The 24,561-nt window shown below is 48.6% G+C and carries 23 protein-coding genes and 1 pseudogene; 8 read left to right on the forward strand and 16 right to left on the reverse strand.

The annotated features are described in order from the left end of the window. Positions 1 to 7: 7 nt before the first annotated feature. The 3 genes and pseudogenes from BACHE_RS15400 to BACHE_RS15410 form a co-directional block, all read right to left on the reverse strand. A complete protein-coding gene (locus BACHE_RS15400; protein ID WP_013548640.1) occupies positions 8 to 1,882 on the reverse strand; it encodes a glycoside hydrolase family 32 protein in 1,875 nt (624 codons plus the stop codon). 44 nt (positions 1,883 to 1,926) lie between these two features. Then, positions 1,927 to 2,136, reverse strand: a pseudogene (locus BACHE_RS15405) (hypothetical protein); the annotation flags it as partial. Further along, positions 2,130 to 2,978 carry a patatin-like phospholipase family protein gene (locus BACHE_RS15410; protein ID WP_013548641.1) on the reverse strand — a complete coding sequence of 283 codons (849 nt, stop codon included), beginning with the start codon at positions 2,976 to 2,978 and terminating at the stop codon, positions 2,130 to 2,132. The gene BACHE_RS15410 and the pseudogene BACHE_RS15405, both read right to left, overlap by 7 nt. Positions 2,979 to 3,116: 138 nt before the next feature. Here BACHE_RS15410 and BACHE_RS15415 point away from each other — a divergent pair, with 138 nt between their 5' ends. Beyond that, the gene (locus BACHE_RS15415) at positions 3,117 to 4,331 is read left to right on the forward strand and encodes a C1 family peptidase (protein ID WP_041579910.1); all 1,215 of its coding nucleotides are present in this window, start codon (positions 3,117 to 3,119) and stop codon (positions 4,329 to 4,331) included. A 104-nt stretch (positions 4,332 to 4,435) separates the two neighbouring features. Here BACHE_RS15415 and BACHE_RS15420 read toward each other — a convergent pair whose 3' ends face one another. The 7 genes from BACHE_RS15420 to BACHE_RS15450 form a co-directional block, all read right to left on the reverse strand. Further along, on the reverse strand, positions 4,436 to 4,834 hold the full coding sequence (locus BACHE_RS15420) for an FKBP-type peptidyl-prolyl cis-trans isomerase (protein WP_013548643.1): 399 nt from the start codon (positions 4,832 to 4,834) through the stop codon (positions 4,436 to 4,438). A 94-nt stretch (positions 4,835 to 4,928) separates the two neighbouring features. After that, positions 4,929 to 5,630, reverse strand: a complete 702-nt coding sequence (locus BACHE_RS15425; RefSeq protein ID WP_013548644.1) for a LytR/AlgR family response regulator transcription factor — start codon at positions 5,628 to 5,630, stop codon at positions 4,929 to 4,931. Between the two features lie 49 nt (positions 5,631 to 5,679). Further along, complete coding sequence (locus tag BACHE_RS15430; RefSeq protein WP_013548645.1) at positions 5,680 to 6,975, reverse strand: sensor histidine kinase; 1,296 nt, start codon at positions 6,973 to 6,975, stop codon at positions 5,680 to 5,682. 82 nt (positions 6,976 to 7,057) lie between these two features. Continuing rightward, positions 7,058 to 8,998 (reverse strand): carbohydrate-binding domain-containing protein, encoded by a 1,941-nt coding sequence (locus BACHE_RS15435; protein ID WP_013548646.1) that lies wholly within the window; start codon positions 8,996 to 8,998, stop codon positions 7,058 to 7,060. Between the two features lie 97 nt (positions 8,999 to 9,095). Beyond that, complete coding sequence (locus tag BACHE_RS15440) at positions 9,096 to 9,845, reverse strand: DUF2490 domain-containing protein (protein ID WP_013548647.1); 750 nt, start codon at positions 9,843 to 9,845, stop codon at positions 9,096 to 9,098. A gap of 89 nt (positions 9,846 to 9,934) precedes the next feature. Then, positions 9,935 to 10,606 (reverse strand): DUF4956 domain-containing protein, encoded by a 672-nt coding sequence (locus tag BACHE_RS15445; RefSeq protein WP_041579915.1) that lies wholly within the window; start codon positions 10,604 to 10,606, stop codon positions 9,935 to 9,937. A 160-nt stretch (positions 10,607 to 10,766) separates the two neighbouring features. After that, entirely contained in the window at positions 10,767 to 11,531 is a 765-nt protein-coding gene (locus BACHE_RS15450) for a polyphosphate polymerase domain-containing protein (protein ID WP_013548649.1), read from the reverse strand. Between the two features lie 304 nt (positions 11,532 to 11,835). Between BACHE_RS15450 and BACHE_RS15455 the strand changes: the two genes are divergently transcribed. The 7 genes from BACHE_RS15455 (at position 11,836) to BACHE_RS15485 (ending at position 18,843) form a co-directional block, all read left to right on the forward strand. Continuing rightward, the gene (locus BACHE_RS15455) at positions 11,836 to 12,729 is read left to right on the forward strand and encodes an electron transfer flavoprotein subunit beta/FixA family protein (RefSeq protein ID WP_013548650.1); all 894 of its coding nucleotides are present in this window, start codon (positions 11,836 to 11,838) and stop codon (positions 12,727 to 12,729) included. A gap of 84 nt (positions 12,730 to 12,813) precedes the next feature. Beyond that, positions 12,814 to 13,833 (forward strand): electron transfer flavoprotein subunit alpha/FixB family protein, encoded by a 1,020-nt coding sequence (locus BACHE_RS15460; RefSeq protein ID WP_013548651.1) that lies wholly within the window; start codon positions 12,814 to 12,816, stop codon positions 13,831 to 13,833. Positions 13,834 to 13,885: 52 nt separating this feature from the next. After that, a complete protein-coding gene (locus BACHE_RS15465; protein WP_013548652.1) occupies positions 13,886 to 14,257 on the forward strand; it encodes a four helix bundle protein in 372 nt (123 codons plus the stop codon). Between the two features lie 76 nt (positions 14,258 to 14,333). Beyond that, positions 14,334 to 16,040, forward strand: coding sequence for an acyl-CoA dehydrogenase family protein (locus BACHE_RS15470; protein ID WP_013548653.1), 1,707 nt, complete (start codon positions 14,334 to 14,336; stop codon positions 16,038 to 16,040). Between the two features lie 594 nt (positions 16,041 to 16,634). Continuing rightward, positions 16,635 to 17,405, forward strand: a complete 771-nt coding sequence (locus tag BACHE_RS15475; RefSeq protein ID WP_013548654.1) for an N-acetyltransferase — start codon at positions 16,635 to 16,637, stop codon at positions 17,403 to 17,405. A 10-nt stretch (positions 17,406 to 17,415) separates the two neighbouring features. Continuing rightward, positions 17,416 to 17,865: a DUF6078 family protein gene (locus BACHE_RS15480; protein ID WP_013548655.1), complete on the forward strand. Its 450-nt coding sequence runs from the start codon at positions 17,416 to 17,418 to the stop codon at positions 17,863 to 17,865. Between the two features lie 495 nt (positions 17,866 to 18,360). Continuing rightward, positions 18,361 to 18,843 carry a DinB family protein gene (locus BACHE_RS15485; RefSeq protein ID WP_013548656.1) on the forward strand — a complete coding sequence of 161 codons (483 nt, stop codon included), beginning with the start codon at positions 18,361 to 18,363 and terminating at the stop codon, positions 18,841 to 18,843. A gap of 196 nt (positions 18,844 to 19,039) precedes the next feature. On the opposite strand, the gene BACHE_RS15490 is transcribed toward BACHE_RS15485, so the two are convergent. From BACHE_RS15490 to groL, 6 genes are all read right to left on the reverse strand, one after another. Then, positions 19,040 to 19,756 (reverse strand): sulfite exporter TauE/SafE family protein, encoded by a 717-nt coding sequence (locus BACHE_RS15490; protein ID WP_013548657.1) that lies wholly within the window; start codon positions 19,754 to 19,756, stop codon positions 19,040 to 19,042. A gap of 99 nt (positions 19,757 to 19,855) precedes the next feature. Then, positions 19,856 to 20,146 (reverse strand): chaperone modulator CbpM, encoded by a 291-nt coding sequence (locus BACHE_RS15495; protein WP_013548658.1) that lies wholly within the window; start codon positions 20,144 to 20,146, stop codon positions 19,856 to 19,858. 17 nt (positions 20,147 to 20,163) lie between these two features. Further along, entirely contained in the window at positions 20,164 to 21,105 is a 942-nt protein-coding gene (locus BACHE_RS15500) for a DnaJ C-terminal domain-containing protein (protein ID WP_013548659.1), read from the reverse strand. 191 nt (positions 21,106 to 21,296) lie between these two features. Continuing rightward, a complete protein-coding gene (locus BACHE_RS15505) occupies positions 21,297 to 22,316 on the reverse strand; it encodes a threonine aldolase family protein (protein WP_013548660.1) in 1,020 nt (339 codons plus the stop codon). Positions 22,317 to 22,473: 157 nt separating this feature from the next. After that, positions 22,474 to 22,692, reverse strand: a complete 219-nt coding sequence (locus BACHE_RS15510) for a winged helix-turn-helix domain-containing protein (RefSeq protein ID WP_013548661.1) — start codon at positions 22,690 to 22,692, stop codon at positions 22,474 to 22,476. 193 nt (positions 22,693 to 22,885) lie between these two features. Beyond that, a complete protein-coding gene (gene groL, locus BACHE_RS15515) occupies positions 22,886 to 24,523 on the reverse strand; it encodes a chaperonin GroEL (RefSeq protein WP_013548662.1) in 1,638 nt (545 codons plus the stop codon). Positions 24,524 to 24,561: the final 38 nt, after the last annotated feature.

Here is a 24,561-nt window from a genome sequence, read left to right on the forward strand (position 1 = left end):
ATCCGGATTACATTCCCAGTCTATATACCTTGCAGCCGTCCACCTCATAACTGCCGCCTTTACCATAAAAGCTTATACGGTTGTACGGCTCGTTTGGGAAGATGAGATTGGTCATGGCTACCCTACCTCCATCAAGAAAGATTTCCACAGAACACTTGTCCACAAATATGTCCAGACTATGAGAGGGTGCTTCTACAACCGGAGCCCAAGTGGCGAGGGCAAAGTCATCAATGTAATTAATGGAAGCAGACATACGCTTGTCAGGTGCTTCGAGAGCATGGGGCCTACTCTTGCATCCAAAGTCCACGATACCACTCTTGGTGCGGTCCATCACGAACTTTCTTTCCGGGAGGTTGAAATAAACATCCACCACCTCATCCTTTTCATTGGAAAGCCTGAATCCCATCACTCCGGCAGTACCGACCGTGAATCGCATTGACAGTTCATACGCACCTTTGTTGTTGTCCAGCAACGGGGTTATCGGATATTCCTTATCAGCATTGACAGTAAAGGCGGGGATATCTTTCATCTCTTTACGCAAGCTTTGTACCTCTTTTACCGGAATGGCAGAAACATAAAGTTCACCATCTTGTCTATACAAGGTCAGTTCGCGTGGCAGTGCATTGGCACTGCGAAACTGCCGGGTAGGAACGACATCGGCATACTGCCAATTGCTCATCCAAGGCACAGCAATGACACGGTCACCGGTATTAGAGAAACAGACGGCCGCATAGTGATCCTTTCCCCAATCCAACCACTTCACCGTTTCCTTCGGACTGTCGCAAATAAAATGTGTTCCGTCAAAGTCACCTACAAAATATTGTGTGGCACTGCCGCCAAAGTAGCAACCCGGATTTACGTTGACAATCATCACCCATTTCATCCGACTCCTGTTACCGTCCACGGGCAATTGAACCATATCAGGACACTCGAACTGACGGGGCTGTACACCATAACCTTCCCCCCATACACTGAGATATGTCCAGTCCTTCAGGTTTCGCGAAGCATAAAAGCACATTTCCTTGTCGGCAGAAACAATCATTATCCACTTCTTTTCAGGGGCATACCAGAAAACCTTAGGATCACGGAAATCTTTCAGTCCGTCAAAAGGAGTCAGTATGGGATTCTTTTCATACTTGGTATAAGTATTTCCATTGTCACGGCTATAAGCCATGCACTGAATCTGCCCGTTCTTGTCGCTGGCAGACGTATAGAAGGCAACAATAGTACCTTCGCCATAACCTGAGGTATTATCCACATCGACCACCGAGCTACCGGAGAAGATATGCCCCAAAGTATCACGTGCAATGGCGGGAGCACGATGCTCCCAGTGCATCAGATCCTTGCTGACAGAATGCCCCCAATGCATATTTCCCCAAATAGAACCATAAGGATTGTACTGGAAGTAAAGGTGATACTCGCCACCTTTATATACGAGTCCGTTGGCATCGTTCATCCAGCCGTAAAGCGGGGTATGATGGTAAACCGGGCGGAACCTGTCGGTATTGACAGTATCAAAGGTATCAGAAAGCTTCATTTGTTCCCAACAGAGGGCATTCTGGGCTATGCGATCAATGCGTACAGTAGCCTTTTTTGCCTCTGCAGGAAGTTCAAATGGAACGAAGTAATCTACTTTTTTCTGAGCAAGACGTACATCCATATCTGTATCAGCAGCACCGCCGGTATCGAGGCGTACCTGACTCTCGGCAGCATTTTCCTCTACCGGAAGAAGAAGATATTTTGGGGGATTGGCAATGTGAATCACTACAAGGCTGTCACCCTGCCATTCAAGTTTTAACTCACTCTTGGACATCTGGCAGGAAGAAAGGCCTAATGCGAGCGCAAGCGCACAAAGCATTGCATAAAAGATAGACGTTTTCATGATATCGATATTATGAATAATACAAAGTTAATAATTTATTCTGAACCACCATTCAGATTAAGGTCGAACTGCTGCTTGCCGAAATGATTGGTATTATAGTTCAGCACTCCGTTGAAGCCATCGTTACCGATGCCCAATCGAGTAAATGAGTTTACTGCATAACCAATGTTTCCTATAGTAATGGCAGTTTCGGATATTTTCAACAAGTCTGTATGTTCCAGACTACTGTCACCCCGCCAATGCGTATTTACATGAAGGAAGAAGCGCATTCATAACCTTCCTCATATAAATCCGTCAGTTTCCGAATGTCTCGTTCAATGCGATCCACCACTATCGGCTTCTGCGGACGGATAACAGTTATTTCGCCGGCATCTTCCAGACGTTCCACCAAATCAAGCTGCTCGTTATAGACATGGCTACGAAGATTGATGGCTTTACGCAAAAGAGGATACTTCTTATAGATAAACGGTGGGACTTTAGTGCCTTGTATCTCCTTACGATAGCCACGGTTGCGAGTCAGTACCACCACATTGTGCATATAGCCATCCAGACGGGCACGCACCAGAGGAATGCTGTCCACAATGCCTCCATCCAACATAGGAATATTATCCACATAAGTAATGGGACAAACAAAAGGCAGGCTACTCGAAGCACGTGCAATGCTGATGACGCGCTCCTTACTTTGCTTCTCCTCAAAGTAGTTCGCCTCTCCCGTCTCACAATTGGTAGTTACCATGACATAATGTTCGGGAGAACGAAAGTAAGCATCATAATCGTAAGGCAGAATATGTTCGGGAAACTCACGGAACAGCAGGTCAAAATCCATAATATTGCGCTTCTTCAGCAGATGCTTCAGACCGATGTAGTTGTATTTCTCCAGCAAGTCAATGTTGCTGTACTTGGCCCGCCCACGCTGTCCGGAGATGTACGAAAGCCCGTTGCATGCACCTGCACTGACACCGATAGTATAAGGAAAGCGGATGCCCCGATCCATGAAATTGTCAAGTACGCCGCAAGTAAAAACGCCACGCATGCCTCCACCCTCAAGCACCAGTCCGCTATAAGGAGTAAGGGATATCTTGCTGTTTTGTTCCATAATTTTGTCTTTATAGGGTAAACACAGCCCTACATTGAGAAGCAAACGTTAATTTACCCCTGCAAAGATAGTCTTTGTTAACGATATTCTGATTATCTTTGCCCCATCAAGAAATCTATTAATATATTTTTAATCATGATGAAAAAGACAATACTCATTGCCGCACTTGGAATACTAAGCCTCAATATGGCAGCCCAAGATGCCCCAAAAGAAGAAAAGCCGAAGGAAGAAGGCTTCGTTTTTACCACCGTCAAGGAATTGCCTATCACGTCCATCAAAAATCAGAACCGTGCCGGAACATGTTGGTGCTACTCAGGCATAGCCTTTCTGGAATCGGAATTGTTGCGCATGGGAAAAGGTGAATATGACTTTTCCGAAATGTACATCGTACACAAAACTTATGAAGACCGTGCAGATATCGCAGTCCGCACTCACGGCGATGTGTCATTTTCACAAGGCGGTTCTTTCTATGACGTAATGTATGGCATGAAGAAGTTCGGTCTGATTCCCGAAGAGGCGATGCGCCCGGGTGTAATGTACGGTGATACACTGAGCAACCACACTGAACTCTCCGCTGTTTCCGAAGCTGTCGTTGCCGCCATAGCAAAAGGCAAGTTGCGTAAGCTCCAGACAGACGTCAACCACAATCCATTGTGGAAGAAGGCTATTGCCGCTATCCATGACATCTACTTGGGAGAATGTCCGGAGAAGTTCACCTACAAAGGGAAAGAATATACTCCGCAATCTTTCTACCAATCCACCGGACTGAATCCTGATGACTATATTTCCCTGACCTCCTACACTCACCATCCATTCTATGAACCGTTCGTACTGGAGATTCAGGACAACTGGCGCTGGGGACAATCCTATAATCTCCCCATCGACGAGCTGATGCAGGTGTTCGACAATGCCATATCCACCGGCTATACCATCGCTTGGGGTGCTGATGTGAGTGAAGAAGGCTTTACACGCGACGGTATCGCAGTGATGCCCGATGCTTCCAAAGCACAGGAACTGAGTGGCTCGGACATGGCACATTGGCTGAAGATGAAACCTGAAGAAAAGAAATTGAACAGCAAACCTCAACCGCAAAAATGGTGTACTCAAGAAGAACGTCAGGAAGCTTATGACAATTGGGAAACCACCGATGACCACGGTATGCTGATTTATGGTACTGCCAAAGATCAGGAAGGTAATGACTATTATATGGTGAAGAATTCTTGGGGAAAGGCCGGCAAGTATGATGGCTTGTGGTATGCTTCCAAAGCTTTTGCACGCTACAAGACAATGAACATTGTAGTGAACAAGAAAGCACTGCCCAAAGAGATTGCCAAGAAACTGGGCGTAAAGTAAGAAAGGATACTGAGATAGTATAAATCAGACAGGGTGATAAAGTACGCTCATCAAAAAGCTGTACTTTATCACCCTGTCTCTTTTCTTAATGAAAAACTCTCCCGTCACGCTATCCCCAAGAGTTCTATCTCGAAAATAAGCGTAGAGCCTCCGGGAATACCGGGCTGGGAAAACTTGCCGTAACCCATCTCTGCCGGGAGATACACCTCCCACTTATCGCCCACGCACATTTGCTGCATGGCAATAATCCATCCCTCAATGAGATCACACAGACGGACAGCCAATGGTGCACCGCCACGACTACTGTCAAACTTCTTGCCGTTGATGGTACGCCCCGTATAGTGGGCAGTGACAATACTTCGCGGTGATGGATGACTGCCTTTGGCCTCACCTGATGCCAATACCTTATAATATATACCTTTCGGAAGTGACTTCACCCCTTCTTCTTGTGCTTTTGACTCCAGCCAATCCTTGTTGACTTGAACATATTCTCTCTTATTCATATTTTTACTATCATTTATAGGTGTAGTAAACACTATTCGAGCGCAAAATTACAATTTCCAACGGAAACATAGATAAGTTCATTCTGGAAAACACTCACTTCATCATCCTTCCATTCACATATTCCAGAAACTTATCCTTATAAATGTCCCCAACAGGGATGTAAGTTTCGCCAAAGACAATGCGCAGGCGCGAGATTTCCGCAATCTTCCTCAGATTGACGATGTACGAGCGATGCACCCGCATGAACTGAGACGGCGGAAGTACTTCTTCCAGGCGCTTCATGCTGAGCAACGGCATCAGCGGTTTGGGCTCTCCTTCCACATAAATGCGAACATATTCGCTCATTCCCTCAATATATTTGATGTCGTTCAGGCGAACACGCGTCACACGATAGTCACTCTTGACAAACAGTGATTCTTCGCCTCCCTCCTCCAGCGAATGTTCCAGGCGTCTGCGTGCCTTTTCGGTAGCCATCAGCAAGTCCTGAAAACTGAAGGGCTTCAGCAGATAGTCCACGGCATCCACCTTAAAGCCGTCCACGGCATACTCTGAATAGGCAGTGGTAAAGACAACCATCGGACACTCCGTCAGTGAACGGACAAACTCCAGGCCGTTGAGGTCGGGCATGTTGATGTCGATAAAAAGCAGGTCCACACGCTCGACAGACAGGGCTTTCATGGCAGAGAAAGCATCATGGCAAGAAGCCACAAGATTCAGGTAGGGAATACGGGAAATATATTCCGTCAGTTGCGTCAGAGCAAGGGGTTCGTCGTCAATAGCAATACAGTTTATCATATCTCAATCTGTTTATTATTTACTTTTATAATGCCCGCACGAGGCTTCTTCATTTTCCTATGGGAATGGTAAGCAACACATCGAACCGTTGCTCCATGTTGCTGATGGCAAGAGTGTATTCATCGCCGAAAAGCAGTTGCAGGCGCTTGCGCACATTCTCCAGACCAATGCCGTGGTGCTCGTCAACGTTCTTTCCAAAGTTACTGTTGGAACAACGGAAAAGCAGTTCACGTCTCTCCAACGTCAGACTGACAGTGATGAACGAATCTTTCTGATAGCTCACCCCGTGTTTGAAAGCATTCTCCACAAATGAGATGAAAAGCAACGGCGGAACCTGCACGCCTGATTCTTCCTCCGGCAGTGACAGTTCTATGCGTACACTCTCCGGATAGCGGATGCGCATCAGCTCCACGTAGTGACGGAGGAATTGCACTTCCTTGGAGAGTGGCAGGGTGCGCTTGTCACTTTCATAGAGCATGTAGCGCATCAGGCGTGAAAGTTCCACGATGGTTTCCTTGGCCTTCTCTGTGTCAATATCTACCAAAGCATGAATATTGTTCAGCGTGTTCATGAAGAAGTGCGGGTTTATCTGATACTTGAGGTATTCCAATTCGGAATGCAGGTTGTGGTGTTCCAGTTCCTTCATCGCTTCTTCATCGCGCACAGACTTGAAGAACAGCTTGACGGCGATATTGAAACTGAACATCAGCAGGGCAATCATTACCTGCCCCAAAAAGGGTCCCCGGAACAGGAATACAAAGAATGGCGGATGTCCCTGAAGTGGTTTACCCATACGCCGCCCGTCAGGATACACTTTGTCCGGACGAACCTGCCCGGCTTTATACTCAGGGCGAGCCTCGGTTTCGAGAAGAACGTCAGCCTCTGGATGTGCCTTGCTTTCGGAATGAGCATTAGCTTCAGAGCGAATATCACCTACTCCGGGATATACGTGATGTCGGTTCTTCTTCATCTCCATGCGGAAATTCTGCGGAACACGGTCTTTCATGACGAGGTTCATCATACCGAACGTCAGCAATACGCACAATGTGGCGGAAGCCACATAAACCACTAATTTCTGCCGCATGAACAGTCGTGGAGCCAGCAACCGATTATTCAGTACAAAGAGCAGCAGGAAAGGTGATGCGTCTATCCATGCCGACAGGATCTCTCCCCAACCCATGCCCGTATCTTTGCCGGACAGATAGTCGAAGAAATGGCTCACTACGGGAAAGAGGATAACGATGCCCCATACGGCCATGTATATCATCATTTCCGGCAAATAGCGTTTATAGCCCGAATGGACAAATGTTTCCTTCATGCGGAGTATAATATTCAGTTTCAGCATGGCAAAAGTAAAAGTGATTCAACAGAATAAGAAAAAAATAGACGAATGGGAACATTTTAAAGACAAAGACAAAGATTTATCATCAATGCCAGCCTCCACCGGGAAAGCCTCCTCCGCCACCCGTGCCGCCGGAAGTGCTGCCTGCCGTAGTCACCATGCTGCTTGCTGTGAAGGTAGCAGTTTGTGTGCCTGCCTCGTAAGTGCCGTCCGTAGTCAGTCCGTAGAAGGAAGTGCCTCCACTGACGCTGCCACCGATATATATCGTATAGCTGCCACCCGAAATGAGCTTGGCGCTGCTGAACAAAACTGTCATTTGGCTGTAGGTACGCGGGATGGTATAGGACATCACCTGCGTACCGTCTGACGCCACAATAGTGAACAGCGTGCCACTGCTGCCCGAACCGCCATAGATCACGGCGTGTTGTGTACAAACACTCGATGTAGGCGTACTGGTGCTACCGCCGATGCCAAGCAGCGTGCCGCCGGTAATCCTGAAAGTGTTTTGGTCGCAATCAAAACCTTCTTCGGGACTGGTAGTGCCGCTGGCCACCACCGTGCCACCGGTAATGGTGAGCGTACCGTTGGAGTCAATGCCGTCGTTGCCACTACTGTAGCAATAGACAGAACCGCCATTGATGGTAATGTTGTTTGTAGCGTTAAGACAATCGTCATAGGCATAGACACGCACATCGCCGCCGTTAATGACAAGCGTGCTCTTGCTTTCGATGCCTTCGCTGCCTTCACCACCGATGGTGCGCACCCATACTGTGCCGCCGCCGATAGTGAGCGTTCCGTCCGCTTTGATGCCTTTGGCCGAGGAGTCCAGACGGTTGTAGGTGTATTGCTTGCCAGCAGTAATGATTTTCAGCGTACCCGATGTCATTGTAAACGCACCGTCGCAATTGATGCCCTTTCCTGCCGCACCGGTGCTCTTGATGGAGAGTGAAGCCCCGTCCACGGTAAGATTGCCGTCACACTTGATGCCGGCAGAGGAGCTGATGTCGCCATCATCGGAGTCATATTCGGCCGAGCCGGAAGTGAGCAAAATTTGCTGCCCGCCGGTGAGGGTGATGTCCGTGGCCGACTTCAGAGCTTTGGATGCCGTGCCCGATATATCGGCTTTGAGCAGCCCGCCGCGGATGTCGATGTTCCCCTCCTCACAGTCCAGCCCGTCGCCGCCGGGGATGAGCTTGAGCATACCACCGGCAATGATTATTTTCTCGTTGGTGTGGATGGCATCTTTCGGGGCGGAGGCTACGGTGAGATTCGTGGCAGCGTGCACGAAGATGTATTCATCGCTACAGATGCCATGCTTGCAGTTACCGTTCACAGTAAGCGTGCCACTGCCGCTGAAGATAAGTTGACCTTCGCTGAAAAGGCAAGCCTTCTGGTCTTCTCCGTCCGGGGTATTGGTGTAGGTGGCAGCATCGGTCAGGGTGTTGGCGGTTCCCGCGGCACACTCCACGAAGACGCGCTTCTTGCCCTGGATGTTGACGGCAGCGCCCTTGGTGCTGGCCAGGTTCAGACCGGAAAGGGTGAGCTTGAACTTCTTCTCACTGTATATTTTCAACGCTCCATCGGTGGTGGAGCCGCTGAGGCGATAGTCCACACCCGCCACGGTGGAGTTGACGGTGACGTAGGCTCCATCTATGGTGACAGTTACACCTGTGACGGATCCGGTTACCGCGGCCTGCCCGTCATCAAAGGCTATCTGTATCACCGAAGCGAAGGTGGAGTTCTCCACGTAATCATCGTACTCATCGGCGGAAGTGTCGGTTATCACGGATTCGGTGGCATCGGTGAAGGCAGCGTCGGTCACATCGTCCCACGCCACATCAAAGTCGAGCAGATTGCCCGACGCATCGGAAGTGCCGGAGGAGGGTGTACTACCGCCGATGCCAGTGCCGCCGGGGAGGTTACCGCCATCGCTGTCGGTACTGTCCCAATAGTCTATGGGATCTGTGCTGCATGACAGGCATAGCGTCAGGCAGACAATGGTCCAAATTGTTTTCTGCATTTTCATGTTATTCTTTATTACGTTTAAAATATTTGTTTTAGAACTGTGGATATACTTTTTCTTTCGTATCAAGATAAAAAAAATACGGCTAAGAAAGTACAGTTCAGAGCTTCAGCTTATATCCGACGCCGAGGACGTGCCCGTTTGCCTCATCGTCGTCAGCATGGTTCTGATAGCGGTAGAACGCATCTACGGAGTGACATTTGTTTATCCTATAGCCCGTGCCTAAGGTCCAGCGCGTCTTGTCTATGCCCCAACCGTCGGTGATGCTGTGATAGAGTTCGCACGAGGCGTATGGGCTGAAGGCAGACTTACGAATGTTCCACACTGCCTGCAGGCGGGTGCGGAGTATATTCTTGGTCTTGGCGCTGATTTCTTCGTCAGCCTTGCGAGATCCGTCGTCGCCGTCATACTTGGGCACGGAGAGGGCCATGCGACGGGTCCACTGGTAGCGTTCGCGCAGGGAGAGCTCCAGCCGATACCAGGTGTAGCTACCCGTAAGCGAAGCGTAAAATCGATGTCGGGGACTCCAATAGGCGGATATCAGGTTGCCCTTCTTGGTTTCTTCGACGGGCTGGCGACTGTATATATAGGTGTATCCGCCGTCGGCTTTCAGGAAGGAAACCGGGCGATAGGCCATGCCGAAGCCGGCCGACCAGCGTTCTACGTTCTTCAGTCCGTTGCGTGTGCGGAATTCTCCTTCTGCCGAAGCATCGAAGCCGGGAAAAAGTTTCTTCTTCACCTCAATGTCGGTCCAGATGCCGAAGTCGTCGCTCTGAGCCCGCAGGCCGACTGCCACACAGGGGAGGCAGAGAGCAAATAAGACAGTAAGTATTCTTTTATTCACAATCATCTATCAATTAATTCATTAACAGTCGTATATAGGGATCTCTCAATGACCGAAAGCCTAAGTTCAAAGTCTGTGAAATTATCTTCCCTTTTTCATTCTCCTTCGCGGGGCAGCTTAGTGAGCGTATCCACTGTATTCACTTCATCGCCAGCAGGCTCATAATAGACTTTCAGCATAGCCGTATCACGCAGGAAGTCGATGTGTCCCACCTCCACCTTGGTGATATCCAGTCCGGTGCGTTCTTCCAGGTCCGAGATGAGTTCGCACCGGTGTCCGGGAGTGATGAGTTCGATGCGGTCGTACTGCACCAGTTTGCAGGAGATGTGCCTCAGCCAGCGGTTGCTCTCGCACAGCCAGACGCTGAGCACAAACAGCAGGTTGGTGCATAGCAGTTCGGCATAGCTGATGCCCACCGCCAGAGCATTGATGACGGACACGGCGATAATGACGAACAGGTACGTCATCTCCCTCACCGGCATCGACTCCGTGCGGTAGCGGATAATGCCGAAGATGGCAAACAGCCCCAAGGCGAAGCCTATCTTCAGTTTCACGCTACCTAAAAGGAATATCATCAGGAAGATGCTGATGCTGATAAGCGTGAAGGTGAAAACGTAATCCCTGCGGTGGCTCTTGGGATAGTAGAAAAGGCGTATCATGCCCAGCACCACCAGCATATTCAGCCCGAAGTGAAGAAAAAGTTCAAGGAAACCGGCGCCGTCCATCAGCGGCATTTCCGTCATTGTCATTTCTGTAAGTTCATCCATATTGTACTTCATTTGGTTTATTAATAAAGATTATTCCATCCCCGGCTTGCCCCCGATAACTTTTGCCATGCTTCCTTTCGGGCACGGATTTCTTCTTTATGCTGTTCGCGAAAGCCGTGTGATTTATCTGTCGCTTCCCGGAAATGCGATTCAAAAGATATTACTTGCCGCCAAGCCGTTCCAGCTTCCGCAGGCGAGGCTTGAAGCGGTTCTGCCTCAGTCCCGTGTCAGTCAGCACACAGCCCATGCAATATTTACTGAAGTTGGAGGGCCGCACGCGCAGGCTTCGCAACAGTTCGCGGGCGGGCGAGAAGCTGCGCCCGTCACGCTTCAGTTCCACCACGGCCAGATTGCCCAAAGCAGCCTCCGCCCCGTTCGTCAAGCAACGGAAGCGGATGTCACAATCTATCGTCAGGCGTTCCGTACAAGCCCTGTTCACCAAAGTAATGCGCCTGAAGCGGTTCTCCAACTGAGGGGTGAGCTGCGCCAGAGTATAACACGCATAACGTCGCAGGAAGTCGTCTCCCCCATCGGCAGCCAGCGTATCGGCCGAAGTCACGGCAATACGCTTCTTATCCGTCCGCCCCTTGTTGTTCTTATTCTTCACCTCCAAAAAAGCGAGGCCGGAAGACACGTAAGTGCGCACCCTGATTTTCTCTCTCACAGCATGTCCATGCAGGTGCTCCAGATACATGCCACGGTTGGCAGTGTCAAGATAAACCGTGCGGTAAGCAATGTCACGCTCCCCCTCCACCTGTTGCACACGATAGTCACGGGCAGCCAACAGCAGAAAGGCATCGAGCACGTCAAGCGTCATCACATACTTCGTGTCTAAGCGGTTCATCAGCCTTATGCCACTCATCTCTTCCAGCGAGATGGGGGTGAAGGCGGCGAGCAATTGTTCTTTATCGAAATTAATCAGCATATTGAGTAACAGATGTTTCGTTCGTGTGACAAATGTAAATGGCTATTCCAAGAAAAGAAAGTAGTTTCGGTGAACGGACTGTTTTTCTATGTGAACAGATACCACAGTGTTTCTGCTCAAAATCCTCCCGTTTGTGCATTTTTCATTCCATTTTCTTGCCAAAACCAACTCTTTGCGTAAATTTGCACGCTGATAATCAAGTTAACCGGATGATTTCAGTAGCAGGAACTCCTTTCCTTACTACTCCTACTGTCCCGTTACTGACATGTTTCATGTAGAAATACTAATACTAATAATTAATAGCATGAGTTTGAAAATCGTAGTATTGGCAAAACAAGTTCCCGACACACGTAACGTCGGGAAAGATGCCATGAAAGCCGACGGAACCATCAACCGCGCGGCACTCCCTGCCATCTTCAACCCCGAAGACCTGAATGCCCTTGAGCAAGCGCTTCGGCTGAAAGACGGCCATCCGGGCTCCACCGTAACCATTCTGACCATGGGACCGGGACGCGCAGCCGAAATTATCCGTGAAGGACTTTACCGTGGTGCTGACAACGGCTATCTGCTGACCGACCGCGCCTTTGCCGGAGCAGATACTCTGGCCACTTCGTATGCCCTCGCCACAGCCATCAGGAAGATTGGCGACTATGACGTCATCATCGGCGGGCGTCAAGCCATCGACGGTGACACCGCACAGGTAGGTCCGCAAGTGGCCGAGAAGTTGGGACTGACACAAGTGACATACGCAGAAGAAATTCTGAACGTGGACGAAACCACCAAAAAAATTACCGTGAAACGTCATATTGACGGCGGTGTGGAAACCGTAGAAGCTCCCCTGCCCATCGTAATTACCGTGAACGGAAGCGCAGCCCCGTGTCGCCCGCGCAATGCCAAACTGGTGCAAAAGTACAAACGCGCCCTCGGTGCACAAGAGAAAGCCGCCATCACCAAAGAAGGCGATGAACTGGCATACGCCGGCCTTTACGAGAAATATCCCTATCTGAACATCACGGAATGGAGCGTTGCCGACGTCAACGGTGATCTTGCCCAATGCGGTCTCAGCGGATCGCCCACAAAGGTGAAAACCATCCAGAACATCTCATTCCAAGCCAAAGAAAGCAAAACACTGACAGGCAGCGACAAGGATGTAGAAGATTTAATTATTGAACTGTTAGCTAACCATACTATCGGGTAAAGGAGTGAAAGAAGTTAAAAGGAGTTAGAGAACGAAGTGGATGATAACTCCTTAACGACATAACTCCTCAAAAAAGAAAACAATATGAATAATGTATTTGTATATTTAGAGATAGAAGGCACTACGGTTGCCGACGTCAGTCTCGAACTCCTGACCAAAGGTCGTAAACTGGCTAATCAGTTAGGTTGTCAATTAGAAGCCATTGCTGTCGGAAACAATCTGACAGATATTGAAAAGCAGGTATTGCCATTCGGCGTTGACAAACTCCATCTATTCGACGCTCCGGGATTATTCCCCTATACTTCCCTTCCCCACTCTTCCGTCCTCATTAATCTATTCAAGGAAGAAAAACCGCAAATATGCCTGATGGGTGCTACAGTTATCGGCCGTGACCTCGGCCCCCGCGTTTCTTCCGCACTGACAAGCGGACTTACCGCCGACTGTACTTCCCTTGAAATCGGTGATCATGAAGACAAGAAGGAAGGCAAAGTATATGAAAATCTGTTGTATCAAATCCGTCCCGCATTCGGTGGTAACATCGTTGCCACCATCGTGAATCCCGAACACCGTCCGCAGATGGCGACCGTGCGTGAGGGCGTGATGAAGAAAGAAATCCTCGATGCCAACTACAAGGGTGAAGTCATCAACCACGACGTTGCCAAGTACGTACCCGAAACGGACTATGTAGTAAAGGTCATCGACCGCCATGTAGAAGCCGCCAAGCACAACCTGAAGGGTGCTCCCATCGTGATTGCCGGAGGTTACGGCATGGGCAGCAAGGAAGGTTTCAATATGCTGTTTGAACTGGCTAAGGAACTTCATGCCGAGGTAGGCGCCAGCCGTGCCGCCGTCGATGCAGGCTATGCCGACCATGACCGTCAGATAGGTCAGACAGGTGTTACGGTTCGTCCCAAGCTCTATATCGCTTGCGGCATCAGCGGACAAATCCAGCACATCGCCGGTATGCAAGAGAGTGGCATCATCATCTCCGTGAACAACGACGAGAACGCTCCCATCAATACCATTGCCGACTACGTAATTAATGGTACGGTAGAAGAGGTGATTCCGAAGATGATTAAGTACTACAAGGCTCATAGTAAATAATTTGAGGAGTTAAGGAGTTAAAGGGAGTGAAGGAGTTAAGCCGATAGTTCTTATGACAAACAGCTTTACAGACATTATAGCATGGCAGAAAGCGCATACTTTCGTATTGCAGGTATATCAAGCCACGCGAAGCTATCCGGCAGAAGAACGTTTCGGCTTGTGCTCCCAATTCCAGAGAGCCGCCGTATCTATCCCGGCCAATATAGCCGAAGGCTACAAAAAGCTTGGCAATGCAGATAAACTCCGTTTCATGAATATCGCACAAGGCAGCTTAGAAGAGTGCAGATATTACATACTCCTTTCCAAAGACCTGAATTATATTACTGAAGAGAGATATATTACATTAACTAAGAGCATAGAGGAGGCAAGCAAACTACTGAATGCCTATTGCAAAAGCATAGTAGCGCGCCGCTTTGAAGACTGAAAGAAAGAATAAGCAGAACTATCGGCTTAACTCCCTTTCACTCCTTAACTCCTTTAACTCCTAAAAGAAAAACAATATGGCAAACTTTTATACCGAAGTTCCCGAGTTGAAGTTCCAACTGAACAACCCACTCATGGAACGTATCTGCGAACTGAAAGAGCGCGGATACCAAGACAAAGATAAATTTGACTATGCCCCGCAGGACTATGCGGATGCAATGGACTCCTACGACAAGGTGCTCGAAATCACCGGAGAGATTACCGGAGAGATTATCGCCCCCAATGCCGAAGGCGTGGATGCCGAAGGGCCTCACTGCGCCAATGGGCGTGTGGAATATGCCAGCGGAACCAAGCAGAACCTCGACGCTATGGTGAAGGCCGGACTGAACGGCATGACCATGCCGCGCCGCTTCGGTGGACTGAACTTCCCGATTACCCCGTACACCATGTGCGCCGAAATCGTGGCTGCCGCCGATGCCGGTTTCGGTAACATCTGGTCTTTGCAAGACTGTATCGAGACTTTGTACGAATTTGGCAACGAAGACCAGCACAGCCGTTTCATCCCCCGCATCTGCGCCGGAGAAACCATGTCTATGGACTTGACCGAACCCGATGCAGGCTCCGACCTCCAAAGCGTAATGCTGAAAGCCACCTACGACGAGGCAAACAACTGCTGGCGACTGAACGGTGTGAAGCGTTTCATCACTAACGGTGACGCAGACCTGCACCTCGTATTGGCACGCTCGGAAGAAGGAACCAAAGACGGACGCGGCTTGTCCATGTTCATCTACGACAAACGCGAAGGTGGCGTAAACGTGCGCCGCATCGAGAACAAACTCGGCATCCACGGTTCTCCTACCTGCGAGTTGGTTTATAAGAATGCAAAGGCAGAACTCTGCGGCGACCGCAAACTCGGTCTGATTAAATATGTAATGGCTTTGATGAACGGCGCCCGTCTGGGCATTGCCGCACAGTCGGTAGGTCTGTCTCAAGCTGCCTACAACGAAGGTTTGGCTTATGCCAAAGACCGCAAGCAGTTTGGCAAGGCCATCATTGAATTCCCGGCTGTGTATGACATGCTGGCCATTATGAAGGCCAAGCTCGATGCCGGACGCGCTCTGCTCTATCAGACTTCCCGCTACGTGGACATCTACAAGGCACTGGACGACATCCAGCGTGAACGCAAGCTCACTCCCGAAGAACGTCAGGAGCAAAAGAAGTACGCCAAGCTTGCCGACTCCTTCACTCCGCTTGCCAAAGGTATGAACTCCGAGTATGCCAACCAGAATGCTTACGACAGCATCCAGATACACGGCGGTTCGGGCTTCATGTTGGAATATGCCTGCCAACGCATCTACCGCGATGCACGTATCACAAGTATTTATGAGGGTACGACTCAATTGCAGACCGTTGCCGCCATCCGCTATGTGACGAACGGTTCGTACATCGCCACCCTGCGCGACTACGAACAGATGCCTTGCAGTGCCGAGATGCAGCCGCTGATGGACCGCGTAAAGGAAATGGCCAACAAGCTCGATGCCTGCACCAATGCCGTGAAGGAGACTGCCAACCAAGAGTTGCTGGACTTCGTGGCACGTCGCCTCTACGAAATGGCTGCCGTGTGCGTGATGTCCCACCTGCTCATTCAGGATGCCACCAAAGCACCCGAACTGTTCGGCAAGTCGGCTCTTGTATATGTGAACTACGCCGAGGCCGAAGTGGAGAAGCACTTCAACTTCATCCGCAAGTTCAAAGCTGAGGAACTGGAGAGCTACCGCAAGTAAACGCACAGTTCAGAAAGACAATACATAGCAGGCGTGTCAACCTTCTATGTACATTCTTTAAGGCGCGAATTGCGCGGAATGACGCGGATTGGGAAAACTAAATCTGTGCAATTCGCGTAATCCGCGCCTTAAAATTTATCATAATGAAAGGACTCATATACTTTTTAACCTACTTAATTCATGCTCGGGAGTTAAGGAGATTTCGGGAGTGAAGAAGTTAAGGAGTGAAGAAGTGAAGAAGTGAAGAAGATTTCAGGAGTTAAGGAGTGAAGAAGTTAAGAAGTGAAGAAGTGAAGAAGTGAAGGAGATTTCGGGAGTTAAGGAGTTAAGTCGATAGTAGATTTATCATCTATCAACTTTCAACTATCAACTATCATTTATCATCTATCAACTGAAAAGAAGACTATCGGCCTTTAACTCCTCAGCCCGCTTGCGGGCGATAACTCCCTTTAACTCCCTCTAACTCCTTAACTTTCCCTTCCTCTAACTCCTTAACTTTCCCTCCCTCTAACTCCTAACTTTCCCTCCCTTTAACTCCTTAACTACCAATATGAATAATGTAGGTTAAATACCCATATCAAAACAAATACTGTCATGGAAACAAGATACATTACGCTCACCAAAGAGAACATAGACAAGGAGCACATCTGCTGTGCTTTCTCCGACAAGAAGTGCGCGGAAGGCTATGAGAAGAAAAAGGCATGGCTAAGAAATGAATTCGACAACGGATATGTTTTCAGGAGACTGGATGCCCGGGCAAAGGTGTTCATCGAATACGTCCCTGCCGAGAAAGCCTGGATTCCGGTAGATGCCCGGAATTATCTGATGGTGAACTGCCTCTGGGTGGCCGGACAATACAAAGGGAACGGGCACGCCAAAGCATTGCTGCAATCGGCCGTTGAAGACGCAAAGGCACAAGGCAGAAACGGCCTGGTCACTGTTGCCGGGACAAAGAAATTCCCTTTCATGGGAGATACGAAATGGCTGCTCAAGCAAGGATTTGAGACGGTTGAGAGCTTACCCGACGGCTTCTCACTGCTGGCCTTGAAACTTGACAAGAATGCTCCCGCCCCTTCCTTCAAGGAGTGCGCCAAAAGCGGGGAATGTGCAGAAAAGCGAGGCTTGGTCGTGTATTACACCAATCGCTGCCCCTACACGGATTATTATGTGAACGGTTCCCTGCAAGTATTGGCACAAGAGAATAACATCCCACTCAAAATAATAAAGTTAGAAACGATGGAGCAGGCACAAGCCGCGCCCACCCCCGCCACCATATTCTCTGCCTTCTACAACGGCAAGTTCCTCACCACGGACATGAGCCTATGCGTGGAGTCCCGATTCAGCAAGTTATTGAAGATAGATTAATACCACCACCATGAACGAAACATTAGACTACGCCACCGTGCCCTACGACTTCGACCACTGCCAGCAGGCCCAGTGCCCGCAAGCCGACACCTGCCTGCGCCGCCTTGCCGCCATCCATGCGCCCAAGACGCTGCACTCCATGAAAACCGTGAACCCCAACAACCTGCCCGCCGACCTTGCCAAGTGCCCCTACTTCCTCACTACGCAGAAGGTGCGCATCGCCTGGGGCATCAAGGACTTCCTGAACCGCCTGCCCTTAGAAGATGCCAAAGCCATACGCCGCACGCTCATCTACCACTTCACCAAGACGCACTACTACCGCCTGCAACGCAAGGAACGCTACCTGCGCCCCGAAGAACAGGAGTACATCCGGCAGTTGTTCCGCCGCTACGGAGTGACCGACGAACCCACTTACGAGTACTACACCGAGGAATATAACTGGTCGACACATAACCTTTGATAATCAAAAGGATGCGAGTGCCAACTCGGTTTCATAGTTTGGCACTATCGGTTTCTACATTAGAAACCGACGGTTTCATGTTTTGAAACCGACAGTGCCAAGCCATGAAACCAACAGTGCCAAAGCGTGAAACCAGCAATGCCGAGCTATACGCTTCTTAAGGAGTTAGAGGAAGGGAAAGTTAAGGAGTTAGAGGAAGGGAAAGTTAGGAGTTAGAGGGAGGGAAAGTTAGGAGTTAGAGGGAGTTATCGCCCGCAAGCGGGCTGAGGAGTTAAAGGCCGATAGTCTTCTTTTCAGTTGATAGTTGAAAGGTGATAAATGATAGGTGAAAGTTGATAGTTGATAAATCATAATACTATCGGCTTAACTCCTTAACTTCTTCACTCCTTAACTCCTGAAATCTCCTTAACTCCCGAAATCTCCTTAACTCCCGAAAATAGGAACTTGCGAAACTTGAATTACCTAACTTTACCCTTATTCAAACTAAAAGAAGATATGGAAAAGAATGAATTTTCAGCAGTGATTGACGGTATCGCCGCCATCGTCCGCACCGAAGAAAGCTTCCTGACGAACCTTCAGGAAGAAGTGATAACCACCCGCCGTAACGGTCAGAACCGTACCGTGAAGCAGATATTGGGGCATCTGATAGACTCCGCCTCCAACAACCAACAGCGCATGGTGCGCCTGCAATACAGCAAGCACCTGCTCGTCTTCCCGGACTATCGGCAGGACAACGACCTCTGGATAGCCCTGCAAGACTATCAGCACGCCGACTGGCACAACCTGGTGCAGTTGTGGAAGTGCTACAACCTGCACATCATACAGGTCATACGCTCCGTAGCCCCCGACCGGCTGGACAGCTATTGGTGTGACTTCGAGGGTACGCGGGTGACGCTGCGCGAAATGATTGAAGGCTATCTGGATCACTTGCAGCTACATATAAGCGAGATAAAGGAACTGGTAAACCGCAGCAAGTAGCCGCCAAACCCCGGCGACCCGCCACCGACAGCCCGGAAGGAGAGTCTGTCCGAAAACGTTGCGTACACTTTCTTTTAGACACGGATTACACGGAAAGAATAAAGAGAAATCCGCGTTTTCCGCATTATCCGCGCCAAAGAAATATCATAATTTAAGCATACACAAGGTACTCGGACAGCCCGGAAGGGACGGTGCGTCAAGAGAGTAAGATAATCAGCCCGCTGATGCCGATGTACGAATACACGATATAGCGGAAGACACGGCCCGGAATGCGCTTGAAGACGTAAGCACCCAGCGACGAACCTATCACCACGCCGCCCAAGCCATAGAGGTAGTCCATGCCGACGGTGGGCGTAAGGAAGCCGTTCATCGCGCGGACAGCCGTCATCAGGAGGTTGCCTATCAGGAAGTAGCACTGCGTGATGGCCATGTAGTGGTCTTTGTCTTCTTCGGAAGAGATGAAATAGAGCACTGCCGGAGGGCCCTGCATGGCAAAGAACCCGCCCATCAGCCCACTCAGCGTACCGGCTGTGAGCTGCACCGGAAGCGTGGTCTTCAGCTTGATGCGTCGGCTGAAAAAGGCGAAGTAGAGGCTAATCAGCATCAGCACAACTCCTAATACCTTGCGCAGCAGATGGTCTTCCACCCGGGAAAGCAGGAAGATGGCGCAGCCCGAAACGAGGACAAAGGCGGTGAGGATGGGCCACAGGCGATGCCACACGATGTAGCGCCGCATCTTCAGCGTTATCACAAGGGAGGTGGTGAGGGCCAGAAGCCCGGACAGCGTAGTGGCCTCGCCATACGAAGGCATCAGGAAAGGGAGCATCGTCATGATGAAGATACCGAATCCGAAACCGGTGGTGCGTTGGATGAAACTGGCTCCTATACAGAGCAGGAATATATCAATCATCATGTTTTCTGTGATTACAGGATATTGCCGGCGCACCTTCTAAAAGGGCGTTGTTCTTATCAGCGTGCAAAAGTAATCACTTTTTCGGAGATTCTGCTATCTTTATTCTCCAAACAGCCTCAACCTGCCGCGCAACGCATGAATTTCCCGCTGCATCTCATCCATACGCTCCAGCAGATGATGGATGGCGTCTATCCCCTCCATGTTGATAGACAGATCGTAATACATGCGGCAGTAGCGCTCCACGTCAGGCAACTCGTCGAAAGGCAGACAACGCTCACCACCCTCTATCCGGATGTCTATCAGACCACTTTCCTGTAACATATCAATGAAGGAAGGCTCTATTTGGCACTTTTCACAATACTCACTGATTATAATCAATTCGTTCTGCATAACTCATTCTCCTGTTTTTAGATCATACTTTGAAGTTTGCGGAACAACTCTTTCTGCTGTTCCGAGAGATGCGTCGGCAACTCTACGGTATAAGTTACAATGAGGTCGCCAAACTGTCCTTCTTTCTTATATACGGGAAAGCCTTTCCCTTTCAAACGAACCTTGGTTCCGGTTTGCGTTTCAGGCTTTACTTTCAGCTTCACCTTTCCGTCCAGCGTATCTACCAGTTGCTCACCACCCAAGAGAGCTGTATAGAGATCAATAGTGACATCTTCATACAAATCATTCCCCAAACGCTTGAATACAGGATCATCCGGAATTACAAACGTGATGTACAAATCTCCTGCAGGGCCACCGTTCACGCCTTCGGCGCCATAACCTTTCAGCTTGATAACCTGCCCGTTTGCCACACCGGCAGGAATGGTAATACGCACATTCTTCCCGTTTACAGTCAACACTTGTTTATGAGTCCGGGCTGCATCACGAAGCGAAAGGTTTAAATCTGCATGGTAGTCCTGCCCGCGGAAGCCTGCATTAGCGCCTCCACCACGGGTACGACGACCGAACATCTGTTCAAAGAAGTCCGAGAAGCCACCGGCATTGCTGCCCGAAAACTCCTGACCATCGGAAGAATACCAATACGTACCGCCTCCGTCCGTACCAAATCCAGCACCGGAACCGCCGAATCCTCCGGCTTGCTGCTGTGCCCGCTTCTGCGCTTCGAACTCGTCGGCATGCTTCCAATGCTCGCCATATTCATCATATTTCTTTCTTTTTTCAGGATCACTCAGCACTTCGTTTGCTTCATTAATCGCCTGAAACTTATCCTTGGCCGTAGTGTCATTCGGGTTCAAGTCAGGATGATATTTACGTGCCAACTTACGGAACGCTTTCTTAATATCATCTTGAGATGCTTTTTTGTCCACTCCAAGAACCTGATAGTAATCAATATAAGCCATATCTATTAGTTTTATTTTCTGAATATGATAGAACAAATAACACGCCAATTTGATTTGGAAAATGCTAAAATAGATAAACTATAAAGGAAATGACCATTGACTGCTTTCCCTTTTATGATGCTGTTCTTTGTGTTAACAACAAGCACTCATTGCCTGTTTTCTCACCACCGGACAGAAAGGGAATCCTATTCTTACAAATACTCTTTCACCGCCCGCAGCAGTTCCTCTATATCCCCTTCCGTCGTATCGAAAGACGTCACAAAACGAATCTCATTCGCAGCCTCATCCCAGAAATAGAAGAAATAGCTTTCCAGCAGTTTGTCAATCACCGGACGAGGCATTGTAAGGAAAAGCTGGTTGCTTTCCATTTTCTGCGTAAAATGCACTCCGGGCAACTCTTTCAATCCGTCATGGAGAATCTTTGCCATCCGGTTGGCATGCATAGCATTCTTCAACCAAAGGTCATCCGTCAAGTAAGCAGTGAACTGGCAAGACAGGTAACGAAGCTTGGAAGCAAGTTGTGCTGACTGCTTACGTACAAAACAAGCTTCTTTCTTTAAGGAAGGATTAAAGACAATTACACTTTCTCCCAACATCAAGCCATTCTTTGTACCGCCAAAACTTAGAACGTCAATGCCACAATCCACTGTCAGTTCCTTGAAACTGAGATTCAGAGCTGCGCAGGCGTTTGCCAGACGAGCACCGTCCATATGAACATACATGCCATGCCGATGGGCAAGCTCCGTCAAAGCACGAATCTCATCCGGCTTATATATAGTGCCCAACTCTGTACACTGAGACATATAAACTGCTCCCGGCTGCGAATGGTGCTGTTCACCAAAATGACACAGATAAGGATGAATCAACTCAGGTGTCAGCTTACCGTCGGAAGTAGCGACGGGACGTATCTGACAACCTGTCATGCGAGCAGGAGAACCGCACTCATCGACATAAATATGTGCTGTCTCCGCACAGATAACGGAATTGTAAGGGCGTGTACAAAGTTGTAGAGCCACTGCATTACTACCCGTTCCGTTGAACACAAACAGAGGTTCGCAATCCGGGGTAAAAACTTCCTTGATTTTACGGACAGCTTCCTCTGTCCAGGGATCATCACCATAACCTATGGCATGATCTTGATTTGCCCGGTTCAACGCCTCCATAACCAAAGGATGCACACCGGAATTATTGTCTGATGCAAAACTTCTCATTATTGTTTCCGTTTTTATCGTTTGAAAAGAATATGCAAAGGAAATAATATTCTACAATATGAAAAAACAAAGAAGCACCGATTTTACAACTAAAACGGAAATCATTTCCGCATTGTAAAACCGGTACTTCTCAATCAGTCAATTCAAATGTTTCTTTTTATCCGATAAAAATGTTTATCCCCAGTGAAACATAGAGTTCATCTCCTTCCTGATGAATTTCAATCTTATCCTCACGAGCCAGCCATCCCAAGGCAGCACCCAACTCTCTATCACCAAGTCCGGCCTTCTCTTTCAAAGTTCTGTAACTCCATTTGGCGTTGTCGCTAAGCAAGTGCCAAACCATTCCTGCATTCAGTCCTATTTCTTCCTTATTCATAACAACATTGATTTTATTAAGTTTATAGATTAGGTTTCCGTTCTTAAAGATAATACATTTCCTTGAAAAAAGATAGAAATAAAGCAAAAAAGAAGATATTTTGTTACTTTTATAACAAAAAAAGCCGCAATGTCTTTTCAAAAACATTGCGGCTCGTCAATATATCTAATTAAAAGATCAGGGAAAAACGATATTACATCATTCCGCCCATGCCTCCCATTCCGGGAGCACCCATCGGCATTTCAGGCTTATCCTCTTTCTTCTCTACGATTACACATTCGGTAGTCAGGAACATACCTGCAATAGAAGCCGCATTCTCAAGGGCTACACGAGTAACCTTAGCAGGATCTACCACACCGGCAGCATGCAAGTTTTCGTAAACATCAGTACGGGCATTATATCCGAAGTCAGCCTTACCTTCACGCACCTTCTGAACAACAACAGCACCCTCCTTGCCTGCATTGGCAACAATTTGGCGCAAAGGTTCTTCGATGGCACGTTTGATGATGTCTATACCCGTGGTTTCATCAACATTATCCCCCTTGAAGCCTTCCAACGCATCAAGTGCACGAATATATGCCACACCACCGCCAGGAACGATACCTTCTTCAATTGCTGCACGAGTAGCACGAAGTGCATCATCCACACGGTCTTTCTTTTCTTTCATTTCAACTTCAGAAGCAGCACCTACATAAAGAACAGCTACTCCCCCCGACAACTTAGCCAGACGTTCCTGCAATTTCTCTTTGTCATAGTCTGACTTAGTGGAAGCAATCTGAGCTTTAATCTGTTCGCAACGTTCTTTGATGTTTTCTTTTGCACCAGCACCGTTTACAATGGTTGTATTATCCTTAGAAACAGTAACCTTGTCGGCAGTACCCAACATTTCGATAGTAGCTTGCTCCAGTTTCAAACCTTTTTCTTCGCTAATCACAACGCCACCGGTCAGAACGGCAATATCTTCCAGCATTTCTTTACGACGGTCACCGAAGCCCGGAGCTTTCACAGCACAAATCTTCAACTGAGAACGCAGACGGTTTACAACCAGTGTAGTCAACGCTTCGCTATCCACATCTTCTGCTATAACCAACAGAGGACGACCTGTCTGTACAGCCGGTTCAAGGATAGGCAAGAAATCTTTCAAATTGGAAATCTTCTTATCGTAAATCAGGATGTACGGTTTCTCCATTTCGCATTCCATCTTTTCAGTGTTGGTAACGAAATAAGCGGAAAGATAACCACGATCAAACTGCATACCTTCTACCACACCGATAGTAGTATCCGTACCCTTAGCCTCTTCGATAGTGATGACACCGTCTTTAGAAACCTTGCGCATGGCATCTGCAATCAATTTGCCGATAACCGGGTCATTGTTGGCAGAAACTGTTCCTACTTGTTCAATCTTATCATAGTTGTCACCTACTTTTTCAGCTTGTAACTTAATTGAGTCAACCACTTTGGCAACAGCCTTGTCCATACCACGTTTGATGTCCATAGGACTTGCACCGGCAGTTACGTTCTTTAAACCTTCAGCAACAATAGCCTGTGCCAATACAGTAGCAGTGGTAGTACCGTCACCGGCATCGTCACCAGTCTTGGAAGCAACTTCCTTCACCAATTGCGCACCGGTATTCTGATAAGCGTCAGCCAATTCCACTTCTTTAGCAACCGTCACACCGTCTTTCGTGATGTGGGGAGCACCGAATTTCTTTTCGATGATAACGTTACGTCCTTTCGGGCCGAGAGTCACTTTTACTGCATTTGCCAATGTATCGATACCTTTCTTCAATTGGTCGCGGGCATCGATATTGAATAATATTTCTTTTGCCATAATTTTATTTACTATTTAACGGTTTACTATTTAAAATT

The sequence above is a fragment of the Bacteroides helcogenes P 36-108 genome (assembly GCF_000186225.1).
Taxonomy (GTDB): Bacteria; Bacteroidota; Bacteroidia; order Bacteroidales; family Bacteroidaceae; genus Bacteroides; species Bacteroides helcogenes.